This window comes from Paenibacillus cisolokensis, assembly GCF_018403665.1.
In the GTDB taxonomy this organism is placed as follows: Bacteria; Bacillota; Bacilli; order Paenibacillales; family Paenibacillaceae; genus Paenibacillus_AH; species Paenibacillus_AH cisolokensis.
Genome location: NZ_BOVJ01000171.1, coordinates 18,354 through 30,157 on the forward strand (window position 1 = coordinate 18,354; position 11,804 = coordinate 30,157).

Consider the following 11,804-nt stretch of genomic DNA (forward strand, 5'->3'; position numbering starts at 1 on the left):
GATTCTATAACATCTACAACCGACCGAACTGGTTCAAAAACCGGAGATCGTTCGTATAGAAATGGCGGATATCGTCGATGCCGTATTTCAGCAGCGCAATCCGTTCCACGCCCATGCCGAAGGCAAAGCCGGTTACTTCCTCCGGATCGTAGCCGCCCATCTCCAGAACGCGCGGATGCACCATGCCGCAGCCGAGAATTTCAAGCCACCCCGTATGCTTGCACATCCGGCAGCCGCTGCCGCCGCATTGCACGCACGTGACATCGACCTCCATGCTCGGTTCGGTGAACGGGAAGAAGCTCGGGCGAAGCCGGATTTGCGCCTGGCTGCCGAACATTTGGCGGCTGAACTGCAGCAGGGTCCCCTTCAGATCGCTGATCCGGATATGCTTGTCGATGACGAGACCTTCGATCTGGTTGAACTGGAACGAATGGGTCGCGTCGTCGTCGTCCCGCCGGTACACTTTGCCGGGGCAGATCACTTTGACCGGCGTTCGGCCGTTCATCGCTTTCATCGTCCGCACCTGCACCGGGGAGGTTTGCGTTCGCATCAGCAGTTCCTCCGTAATATAGAACGAATCCTGCATATCGCGGGCCGGATGGTTTTTCGGCAAATTCAGCGCTTCAAAATTGTAGTAATCGGTCTCCACTTCAGGCCCTTCGGCAACCGTATAGCCCATGCCGATAAAAATATCTTCGATCTCCTGCACAATTCTGTTCAGCGGGTGAATCGAACCGGCCGCAGGCGCGTTTCCCGGCAGCGTCACATCGATCGTTTCGGCCCGCAGACGGCTTTCCGTCTCCAAGCGCGCGAACGCTTCCTGCTTCTCCTGAATGACGGCTTCTATCGCTTCCCGGACCTCGTTCGCGACTTGGCCGACGACCGGCCGTTCTTCGGCGCTCAAAGCGCCCATGCCGCGAAGAATTTCGGTCAGCGCTCCTTTTTGCCCAAATATTTGACACGCAAATCGTTCAGCTGCTGCTGATCCGCTGCCTGCTCCAGATCCCGCAGCGCTTCGGCGCGCAGCGCCTCCAATCGTTCCTTCATCGCTTTCGCCTCCCGGAAAAAGTAAAAAGGCCCTTCCTCCCCGCAAGGGACGAAAGGACCGTGGTACCACCCTTATTCAGATTGCCCGCATCCGCAGCCACAGCCGCATCATCCGTGCTTGCGGCCGCTGTCCGCGCGAAACCGCGAACCGGCAATCCCTCCAGCCGAATAACGGACCGGCGCCCGGAACTTTCTACTTGGCCGCAACGCGGCGGCGGTTCAAAAGTCTGCTCCGGAGTGAATTTCGGCTGTGCCGTTCTCACAGAGACGCTCTCAATCTCCGGCGTCTCCTCCCTGTGTGCGGCGCGGCTTACTTGTCTCCATCATCGCATCGTATTATATGAAGCTGCAGATGTCATCATTATAGCGTCAAAGTCCGGACGATGCAAATAGAATCGGGGCCGCGCCTTCCGCTTACGCCGGCTCGACCGCGGCGCGCAGCTTCTGATCGAGCGATTCCGCATATTCCCGCTTCCGCTCGTCCGTCCAGCCGAGCAGCTCGGCCATCGCGTCGATGACCGGCTTCTTCCATTGCCGGACGGAAGCGATATCGAAAACAGCTGGCCTGTCCGGCGAATGAAGAAATCTTCCGGCTTCACCGTCATTTCCGACTCGATCGCGTACAGAAGCCGTGCCGCCAGCCCGAGCGGCAGCCCATGCCGGTCGGCCAGCTTGCGCGCTTCCGGCTCGAGCGCGAATATGCGCTCCGCATTGGAGCCGTAACGGGAAGCGATCAGCTGCGCTCGTCCTCGGCGAATCCGCTCCGCACGCCTTTTGCCGCCGCCTCCTTGACAAACTGCGGATACCGGTCGGATCCCCCGACATCGCCGCCGGAAATCGGAATCTGCTTCGTCTTGCACGGCGTTTGCGTCGCCCGGCCTTCCCGGACGAGCCGTTCGAGAACGCTGTTCACGACGTTCTCGGCCATCTTCCGGTAGCCGGTCAGCTTGCCTCCGGCGATCGAAACAAGGCCGGAAGGCGACACGAAAATTTCGTCACGGCGGGAAATTTCCGACGGGTCCTTGCCCTCCTGCTGAATGAGCGGACGGAGGCCCGCCCAGCTGGATTCGACGTCCCGCTCCGTCAGCTTGAGCGACGGAAACATGAAATTGGCGGCGTTCAGCACATAGGCCAGATCTTCCGCCGTCATGCGCGGATTGGCGGTGTCCCCTGTATAGTCGGTATCGGTCGTGCCGACATACGTTTGCCGTCCCGCGGTATGGCGAACACCATCCGGCCGTCGGGCGTATCGAAATAAATCGCCTGGTGAAGCGGGAAGCGGCTCTGATCGAAGACGAGATGAATGCCTTTTGTCAGCCGCAGCGTCTTGCCCTGTTTGGAGCCGTCGATTTCGCGCAATCTGTCGACCCACGGCCCCGTCGCGTTCACAATGACGGCCGCCCGCACTTCGTACCCTTCGCCGGAGAGCAGGTCGACGATACGGGCGCCGGTCAGCTTGCCGTTCGCGTCATACCGGAACGATTCGACTTTGGCGTAATTGACGGCATAAGCCCCGTACTCCGCCGCCTTCTTCATGACTTCGATCGTCAGCCGCGCATCGTCGGTACGGTATTCGACATAATAACCGCCGCCTTTGATGCCGTCCCGCTTCAGCAGCGGGGCGCGCTTCAGCGTCTCTTCGGCGGACAGCATCTTCCGGCGTTCGCTGCGCTTGACCCCGGCCAGAAAATCGTACACCCGCAGTCCGAGCGACGTCGAGAAGCGGCCGAACGTTCCGCCTTTGTAGAACGGCAGCAGCATCCATTCCGGCGTCGTCACATGCGGCCCGTTCTCGTATACGATCGCGCGCTCCTTGCCGACCTCGGCAACGACCCCGATCTCAAGCTGCTTCAGATAGCGCAGACCGCCATGCACAAGCTTCGTCGAGCGGCTCGACGTGCCCGCCGCAAAATCCTGCATGTCCACGACGGCTGTCCGCAAGCCGCGCGACGCGGCATCGAGCGCAATGCCCGCTCCGGTAATGCCGCCTCCGACGACCAACACATCCAGCTCGTCGCGCTGCATGCCTTCCAGCAGCGCGGCGCGGTCTTTCGCTCCGAATCGTTGTTCCTTGCTGTTCATCATCCCACTCCTCCAAAAAAAGAGAAACCCCGAACCACCTGCCGGGAAAGCGCAAATACGCCCTTCATGCAGGTTGCCGTGGTTTCTCCAAGTCTCCAACCGTTATTAACTTGTTATCGATTATAGCATACGATTCAAAAATTTGCACCATGCGCGAAAAAATTTCCGCGCCGGCAATCGACTTTATGCGAAAGGCGCCCCCGGCGCTATTCTTTCGCCGTAAAAGCCCGCGTCGCCCGTACCGCTCGCTGCCAGCCGCCATATAGCTCCGCCCGCCGCTTTGCATCGATCGCCGGCCGGAACGTCGTGTCGATGGACTGCATGGCCGCGATTTCGTCTTTGCCGCTCCAATATCCGACGGCCAAGCCCGCCAAATATACCGCGCCGATCGCCGTCGCCTCGCTGGCTGCCGGCCGCTCCACCGGCACCCCGAGCATGTCGCTCTGGAATTGCATCAGAAAGTCGTTGGCGGCGGCCCCGCCGTCGACGGACAACGCCTTCACCTTCAAGCCGGAGTCCTGCTCCATCGCCTCGATCACGTCTTTCGTCTGGTACGCCAGCGATTCCAGCGTAGCCCGTACGAAATGGGCTTTCGTCGTGCCGCGCGTCAGCCCGAACACGGCGCCTCTGGCATCGCTGTCCCAATGCGGAGTGCCGAGCCCGACGAATGCCGGCACGACGTAGACGCCTTCGGAAGACGCCACCTGCCCGGCCAGAGCCCCGGTTTCGCCCGCCGATTCGATCAGCCGCAGTCCGTCGCGCAGCCACTGGATCGCCGATCCAGCGACGAATACGCTTCCCTCGAGCGCATATTCCAGCTTGCCGCCGATTTCCCAGGCGATCGTCGTCAGCAAGCCGTGCTTCGACGGAATGGCCCGGTCGCCGGTATTCATCAGCATAAAGCAGCCGGTGCCGTACGTGTTTTGATCTCGCCTTTCTCGAAGCAAGCGTGGCCGAACAGCGCCGCCTGCTGGTCGCCGGCTACGCCGGCAATCGGGATCGGGCCGCCGAACAGCCCTTCTTCCGTCGTTCCGTATACTTCCGAAGACGGGCGGACATCCGGAAGCATGGCGCGCGGAATCCGCAGCAGGGCGAGCAGCTCGTCGTCCCACCGGCGCTCATGAATGTTGAACAGCAGCGTCCGCGACGCGTTGCTGACGTCCGTTATATGAAGCCGTCCGCCCGTCATGTTCCAGATCAGCCACGAGTCGATCGTGCCGAACAGCAGCTCCCCGCGCTCCGCACGCTCCTGCGCTCCTTCCACCCGATCGAGCAGCCAGCGGATCTTCGTTCCGGAAAAGTACGGATCGATGAGCAGCCCTGTCTTCTCGCGGAACGTCCGCTCATGGCCGGCCGCCTTCAGCTCCTCGCAGATGCCGGCCGTTTGCCGGGATTGCCAGACGATGGCGCGATGAATCGGCTTGCCTGTCGTCTTGTCCCAGACGACGGTCGTCTCCCGCTGGTTCGTGATCCCGATGCCGGCGATCTGTCCCGGCGTGACACCGGTCTCCTCCAGCAGTTGCCTGACGACGGCAACGGCCGACTCCCATATTTCTTCTGCGTCGTGCTCGACCCAGCCCGGTTCCGGAAAATGCTGCGCAAATTCTTTCTTGACGATTCCCCTCACGCCGCCCTTCCGGTCGACGAGCAGCGCTCTTGTGCTCGTCGTGCCCTGATCCACGGCCAACATAAACGTCTCCATCTCGCGTATCTCCCCTTTGCCGAAGCGTCGTCGTTATGCCGTTAACGGCCGAAGCCGTTAACGGATCGAACGTTTCAACTGCGCCATAAATCCCGCTGCGATGTCGTAACCGCCGCCGCTCCGGCTCTGAGGGCCGCTTCCGCCTCCTCGGCCGTGCGGATCAGGCCGCCCGCGATGACCGGCGTGCCGGTGCGCTCCTTCACTTCCCGGATCAGATGCGGCAGAAGCCCCGGCAGCACCTCCATAAAATCGGGCTTCGTCTTCTCCGCCAGGGCATACGTTTTCTCCAGCGCGCCCGAATCGAGCAGAAACATGCGCTGAATCGCCAGCAGTCCGTTCTGCTTCGTCTTCGCCACCACATTCGCGCGGGTCGAGATCAGACCGGCCGGGCGAATGTGCTGGCACAAAAATTCGGCCGCGTAATCGTCGCTTTTCAGCCCGTCGATCAAGTCGGCATGCAGCAAAATGCGCTTGCCCGCACCGGATGCCAGATCGACGGCGTTCTTCAATTGCCCGATATGGCCGCCGAGCAGCACAATGTACCGGTATGGAGCGGACAGCAACGACTCCAGATCTTTCCACTTGCGTACGGCCGGTAGTATCGTTTGCGAATCGAACGCCATCCCTGTCCTCCTGGTTTTAGGCCTTCCCGCCGCCGGCGGAGCCCGTCTCCTCGACGCGGGCCGTGCTGTCGCGAACGGTCAGACTTGTCGGCAGCACGACCTTCTTGGCAATATCCCGTTTGGTCGCAAGCCGTTCCGCGAGCAGTTCGACGGCCGTCTCGCCCATAAACTCCATATGCACCTTGACCGTCGTCAGCGGCGGATGCAAAAATTCGGAGATGGCGATATCGTTGAAACCGACGATGGACACGTCTTCCGGCACGCTCACCTTCGCTTCGTGCAGCGCGCGCAGCGCGCCGACGGCCATCGAGTCGTTCTCGATGAAAAACGCGGTCGGCATCTCCCCGCCGGCCAGCGCCTCCTTCATCAGCTTGTAGCCGTCCTCCGAAAACAGCTTGGCGCCCGTGTAGACGAATTCCGGACGGAACAGTCCGAGCTCCCGGAGCCGCTCCCCGAAGACGAGCTCCCGTTCGTCCCGTACCCGTTTGCCGTTTACCATATTGCGTCCGCCGATGTAGCCGATATTCCGGTGGCCGTACCGGACGAGATGGTCCACTACCTCGCCCACCGCTTTCGGCAAATCGATCACGACCGAATCGTAGCGCTGGTCGTCCGGCGACGAATCGACGAAGACGACGTTATCGCAACCGGCCGGCAGCATGTCCAGGTCGTCGGAATCGAATCGTCCGATCGCCACGATGCCGTCGAACGATTCGCCGGACCGGTCCGGCCGCGAATCGCCGGCCTGGCCCGTCATTTTGACGAGCTCCATCTGGCGCTGGGCGCACTCTTTCTCCACGCCGAGCCGGATCGCCATATAGTACGGGTCGAGCATCTCTTCCTGATCCGAATACCAGTTCAGGAGACCGATCCGGTAACGCTCTTTGCCGCTTTGGCCGCTGCGCTCGCGCAGCGTCTTGTAGTTCATCTCCTGGGCGACCTCGAATATCCGTTTGCGCGTCTCGTCCGAAACCGAAATGGTCGGATCGTAATTGAGCACCCGGGACACGGTCGCGATGGAAACATTCGCGAGGCGCGCAATATCTTTTATCGTTGCCATGCTCCGTCCCCTCCTGGTGTTTTTGCGTGTGCGCCCGGCCCGGTCTTCTCCCTTCAAACCTTCACAATCCGGCTTTCGAAAGGCGCAAGCCGAATAGCGCCGAACGTCTTCGGTTCCGAAGTGTGATTCAGCAGAAAACGGTACCGGTTGCCGCCGTCCGTCCGCTCGTACACTTCGACGCCGCAGTCACTTTCAATATGCCAGATTTCCTTTTCCTTGACAACAATTCCAGCCAGTTCTTCCAATACATCGTCCGCCATGCCGCAGCCGATATAGTACACCGTGCCGTTGCCATACCGGTTACGGGTAACCGCGGCGTCCGGGTAGAACGGATCGTCATACCGGTACAGCGTTTCCGCCGTCGTCGGCTTCAGCAGATCGCGCCAGACGGCGGCTTCGGAACGGCGTCCTTCCCGCTCGCCGCAGCCGATGACCGGCACCGTTCGTCCGGCCGGAAGCGCCTCGGAACCGGCGACCTTCGTTCCGCACATGGCGGCGACATAGCCGGGCAGTTCCATGCCGAAATGAACGTTGTTGCTGCGGTCCTTCAGACCCGCCCGGAAGGAGAACAGCACCGTTCCGCCTGCGGCGGCAAAGGCGTCAAGGCGCGCGCCCAATTCCTCGTCGAGGACCTGCATGACGGGGACGACCACGACCTTGTATCGGGAGAAGTCACGGGATGCCGGAATGACGTCGATATGCGCATTGAGCCGGTAAAACGGCCGGTACAGCCGAAGCAGCTCGTTCTCGTAATCGAACGCCTCGCTCTGGCGCTGAATCCGCCACGACCAAATATTGTCGTAGTCGTACAGCACGGCGATTTCCGCCGGAATATCGGTCTTGAGCAGCGCTTCGTACGGACGGATTTCCCGGAATACGCGCCGGACCTCCTCGTACTTCCGCCCCCGCACATTGTCGTGGTCGACGATGCCGTAGCAGAATTGCTCCGCGCCTTTCGTTTTCGCCCGCCAGCTGAAATAGAACAGATCCGAGCAGCCGTGAGCGAACGCCTGCATCGACCACATTTTCGCCTGGTCGGGACGCGGCAAATAACCGATAATATCATGCCCTTGGGCGCCCATCAGCTGCTCGACGATCCAGAACGGCCGGTTCTTCAGCCCGCGGTTGAAATCAAGCGCCATCGCGGTCGCTTCCGGCGGCACCGGCTCGGCAAGCCCGCCCCATACGGGGTAATTGTCGTATGAGACAAAATCGAACGGGCGGACATGCTCGTCGTGATCGAACCATTTGCCGAAAAATCCGCCCGACACGTTCGTCGTCACCGACTGATGCTCGCCTTTGTGCGCGCGCACGATTTCCGTCATCTCGCGGGCGAAGTCGTTGATCGAATGCGAGCGGAAGCGCGCCCAGTCGAGCCGGAGCGACGGATTGTGCGTCGTCACCGTCTTCGCCGGTACGGGGATTTCGGCAAACTCGTTATACGTCTGGCCCCAGAAAATCGTGCCGTACGTTTCGTTGAGCGTGCGGATATCTTTATATTTCTTTTGCAAAAATAACTGGAAGGCTCTCCGGCAGTTGTCGCAATAACACATGTCGCTGCCTTCGTGGCCGAATTCGTTGTCGACCTGCCAGACGACGACAGCCGGCTCGTCGCGGTAATGCTTCACGAGCTCCCGCGTAATGCGGGCGCTGTAATAGCGGTATTCCGCGGAATTGAAGCAGTATTGCCGGCGCCCGCCGAACGCCCGCTCCACGCCCGCCTCGTCGCGCCCCAGCACGTTCGGATGTTTTCGGGCCAGCCATGCGGGAAATGTCGCCGTCGGCGTGCCGAACATCACCTCGAGGCCGCGGGCTTTCGCTTTATCCAGCACCTTGTCGTAAAACGAAAAATCGAATTCCCCTTCGCGCGGCTCCATCAGATGCCAGGCGAATTCCCCGATTCGTATTATATTTGCGCCGAGGCCGGCGATGCCGTCCAAATCTTCGTCCATCCATTCAGGCGGCCAAAATTCAGGGTAATAGTCCACTCCTAATCTCATCTGTCTCTCTCTCCTCACGAAATATTCGCAACCGTTACTCCTTCACGGCCGTTCCGAGCATGCCGGATATGAACTGCCGCTGCAGCATCAGGAAGAATACGATAATCGGACCCGTCGCGAGCGTCACGCCCGCCATCACCTGGCCGTAATCGATACGGGACAGGCCGAACAGGCTGGAAAGCGCGACCGGCAGCGTGTACATTTCCTTCGTATTCAGCACGATGAGCGGCCACAGAAAATTGTTCCATTGATACATGAACAGAAAAATCGCCGTCGCCGCCAAAGACGATTTGACCGAAGGGATAATAATTTTAGTAAACAAACGCCATTCGCCGACGCCGTCGATCCGGCCGGCCTCCATGATCGCGTCCGGAATGGCCAGCATGTTTTGCCGCATCAGGAAAATCGCGAACGGATAAGCCAGGTTCGGCAAAATGACCGCCTGATACGTGTTCAGCCAATCCCAAGCGGCCATCATTTTGAACAGCGGGATCAGCATCGCATGATAAGGCACCATCATGGACAACAAAAACATGCTGAACAGCGTGCTCCGCCCTTTGAATTTGAATTTGGCGAAAGCGTACCCCGCCATCGTGCAGACGATCAGGCTAAGGGTCGTGTAGATGACGACGATAAAGACCGAGTTGAACATGACCCGCCCGATGCCGATCGCTTCGTTCAAATTGACGATATTGGTGATAAACCGATCGCCCGGTACGAGCACCGGCGGCTTGGCGAAAATTTTGCCGCTCTCGTTCGTCGCCCCGATGACGGCCCAATAGAAGGGGAACAGCGAGACGAACACGCCGACGATCAGCAAAACGTATTTCAGTACGGAACCGACGCGATTCGTTTTCATCATTCATCCCCCGTTACTTTAAACTGAATGTACGACAGGATGCCGATCAGCACGACAATGACATAAGCCAGCGTCGAGGCGTAGCCGAAGTCGAAATAGCGGAATCCGGTCTGATACAAATACATGCCGATCGTCAGCGTCGCGTCGCTCGGGCCGCCTTTGGTCAGCGTATACGGTTCGTCGAACAGCTGCAGCGTGCCGATCGTGGACAGAATGGCGGTAAACAGCAGCACCGGCTTCAGCTGCGGAATCGTCACCGTGAAGAACTGCCTGATTTTGCCGGCGCCGTCAAGGCTCGCCGCTTCGTACAGCGATTCGGAAATATTTTGCATGGCGGCAAGGTAGATCACCATGTTGTAGCCGGTCCAGCGCCATGTCATGGCCAGAATGAGCGCCACCTTGGCCCATACCGGATGCGACAGCCACGGCACCGCGCCGATGCCGAGCGTTTCCAGCAGCTGATTGACAATGCCGTCGCTCATCAGCATGATCGAGAAAATGATCGAGTAAGCGACAAGAGACGTTACCGCCGGAATGAAAAACGAAACGCGGAAAAAGCCTCTCCACCGCGTCAGCGAATGGAGCGCCGCCGCCAGAACAAGCGCAAGCAGCAGCATGATGGGCACCTGGACGATCAGGATGACAAACGTATTGCCGAGCGCCTTCCAGAAAATCGAGTCGCTCAGCAATCGTTTATAGTTGTCGATCCCCGCAAAGACCATCTCCCCTCCTTCGCTCGTTTGAAAGCTGAGCAGAAAGGAATAGATGATCGGATAAGCCATAAAAATGGCAAACAGCACGAGAGCCGGGGTTAGAAACAGATAAGGCACTGCCGTTTTTGTTCTCACGTGGAAACCTCCCGCATCATTGCTTGGACAACAAAAGGGCGAGAGATCCGGATGGAGGCCCGAATCTCCCGCGAACGTTCAATCGTTAATAGCTGTTTACTTCGCGTTTCGTCCGCTCCGACAGCCGGTCCGCCGCCGCTTTGAGCGCTTCGGCCGGGTCTTTGCCGTTGAACACATCGGCCTGCGCTTTGACGGCTTCATCCAGTCCGATGGCGTAATCTTTCGTATAGTAAGGCGTCGGGATTTTCTCCATCTCGTCCGCGAACAGCTTCCAAATCTTCTGGTTGCTGAAGAACGGCACCTCTTTCTGGAACAGGTCCTCTTTGTAAACCGGAGCGTACGACGGGAACAGGCCGTATTTTTCCATCGCGATTTTCTGAACGTCGACGGATGTCGAGAAAAATTCCAGGAACTTGTACGCTTCGTCCGCGTTGTCCGAAGCCGCGTTGATCATCCAGCTGCTGCCGCCGAGGTTCGCCGCCCGGTTGCCGCCCTTTTCGAATGCCGGTACCGGGAATACGCCCCATTTTCCTTCAAGCTCTTTCGCCTGGTCGATAATCGTGCCGTAATACCATGCGCCGAACGGAATGGAGGCGATGGAACCGTCGATCGTGGCCGATACGGTGCCGTCCCAACCGTTGACGTCCTTGATCAGCCCTTCGTCGTTCAGCTTCTTCTGTACGGTCATCGCCTGAACCGCTTTCGGATTGGTCAGGTCGATGTTGCCGTTCGCATCATAATAGTAAACGCCGAGGGTGTTCAGCATAATGCGGAACGTCGCGTCGTCCTTGAACTTGTCGATCGGGAGCAACTGGGCTCCGGTCTTCTCCTTGATCTTCTTGCCGGCCGCGATATAATCGTCCCACGTTTCGATCGACGCCGGATCGACGCCCGCCTGCTCGAACAGATCGGTGCGGTAAAATACGCCGGCAGGACCCGCATCGAACGGGAATGCATAGGCCGCGCCGTCTTTGGAGACGATCCCGCGCTTAAATTCCGGGAACTCGCTCAATTTGGCGTCAAAGCCTTTTTCGCTCAGATTGAGGAAGCCCTTCGGAAACGCATCAAGGTAACCTTGAATGCGGTCATCCTCGACGAGCACGAAATCCGGAAGTCCCGATCCGCCTGCCGCAAGGCCCGTGGACAGCTTGTCGTACACGTCCAGACGGCCGAGATCCTCGATTTTCAATTCCACGTTCGGGTTTTGTTTCTGGTAGAGCGCCATCGCTTCTTCCATTGCGCCGACGTTTACGTTCCAGGCCCAGGCCGTCAGCGTCGTTTTTTTGCCCTCACCTTCGCCGCCGCTGCCGGCTTCGGACGAGCCGCCCGAATTGCCGCATGCGGAGAGCAGCAAGCTTACCATCAGCAGTAAACCGACCCACTTTGAACTCTTTTTCATTTGCGCGAATCTCCTCTCATCTCTCGTTCATGGTAGGGACACGCCAATCGCTTTTCACTTTTTCTGTAAGCGATTTCGGTCTGCAATAAAAATATCTATAAGTTTTACTAAAAGTCAACGCTTTATTTTACTATAATTTTAACCTTTTCTTTCATGCGTAACCGGTCGCTGTCGTGCGGAACCG

The 11,804-nt window shown here is 59.0% G+C and carries 6 protein-coding genes and 3 pseudogenes; all 9 read right to left on the minus strand.

Features of this window, described 5'->3' with window-relative positions; all coding sequences use genetic code 11:
- Positions 1–13 precede the first annotated feature (13 nt).
- The 9 genes and pseudogenes from pheS to PACILC2_RS21705 all read right to left on the minus strand — a co-directional run bounded on the left by pheS (position 14) and on the right by PACILC2_RS21705 (position 11,620).
- Positions 14–1,047 (minus strand): annotated as a pseudogene (pheS, locus tag PACILC2_RS21665) (phenylalanine--tRNA ligase subunit alpha).
- Positions 1,048–1,461: 414 nt separating this feature from the next.
- Positions 1,462–3,129 (minus strand): annotated as a pseudogene (locus PACILC2_RS21670) (glycerol-3-phosphate dehydrogenase/oxidase).
- 206 nt (positions 3,130–3,335) lie between these two features.
- Positions 3,336–4,831 (minus strand): annotated as a pseudogene (gene glpK / locus PACILC2_RS21675) (glycerol kinase GlpK).
- A 74-nt stretch (positions 4,832–4,905) separates the two neighbouring features.
- Positions 4,906–5,454, minus strand: a complete 549-nt coding sequence (locus tag PACILC2_RS21680) for a glycerol-3-phosphate responsive antiterminator (RefSeq protein ID WP_213530791.1) — start codon at positions 5,452–5,454, stop codon at positions 4,906–4,908.
- A gap of 16 nt (positions 5,455–5,470) precedes the next feature.
- Positions 5,471–6,514 (minus strand): LacI family DNA-binding transcriptional regulator, encoded by a 1,044-nt coding sequence (locus tag PACILC2_RS21685; protein WP_062494875.1) that lies wholly within the window; start codon positions 6,512–6,514, stop codon positions 5,471–5,473.
- A gap of 53 nt (positions 6,515–6,567) precedes the next feature.
- Positions 6,568–8,514, minus strand: a complete 1,947-nt coding sequence (locus PACILC2_RS21690; RefSeq protein ID WP_062494877.1) for a beta-galactosidase — start codon at positions 8,512–8,514, stop codon at positions 6,568–6,570.
- Positions 8,515–8,548: 34 nt separating this feature from the next.
- Positions 8,549–9,376, minus strand: coding sequence for a carbohydrate ABC transporter permease (locus PACILC2_RS21695; RefSeq protein ID WP_372447201.1), 828 nt, complete (start codon positions 9,374–9,376; stop codon positions 8,549–8,551).
- Positions 9,373–10,221, minus strand: coding sequence for a carbohydrate ABC transporter permease (locus tag PACILC2_RS21700; protein WP_062494881.1), 849 nt, complete (start codon positions 10,219–10,221; stop codon positions 9,373–9,375). The genes PACILC2_RS21695 and PACILC2_RS21700 overlap by 4 nt, the downstream gene beginning before the upstream one ends.
- 85 nt (positions 10,222–10,306) lie before the next feature.
- A complete protein-coding gene (locus PACILC2_RS21705) occupies positions 10,307–11,620 on the minus strand; it encodes an ABC transporter substrate-binding protein (RefSeq protein ID WP_213530794.1) in 1,314 nt (437 codons plus the stop codon).
- Positions 11,621–11,804 lie beyond the last annotated feature (184 nt).

Coding starts and splice junctions, on each gene's coding strand:
- PACILC2_RS21680 (WP_213530791.1), bottom strand. CDS start 5,454: ATGGCGTTCGATTCGCAAACGATACTACCGGCCGTACGCAAGTGGAAA.
- PACILC2_RS21685 (WP_062494875.1), bottom strand. CDS start 6,514: ATGGCAACGATAAAAGATATTGCGCGCCTCGCGAATGTTTCCATCGCG.
- PACILC2_RS21705 (WP_213530794.1), bottom strand. CDS start 11,620: ATGAAAAAGAGTTCAAAGTGGGTCGGTTTACTGCTGATGGTAAGCTTG.
- PACILC2_RS21695 (WP_372447201.1), bottom strand. CDS start 9,376: ATGATGAAAACGAATCGCGTCGGTTCCGTACTGAAATACGTTTTGCTG.
- PACILC2_RS21690 (WP_062494877.1), bottom strand. CDS start 8,514: ATGAGATTAGGAGTGGACTATTACCCTGAATTTTGGCCGCCTGAATGG.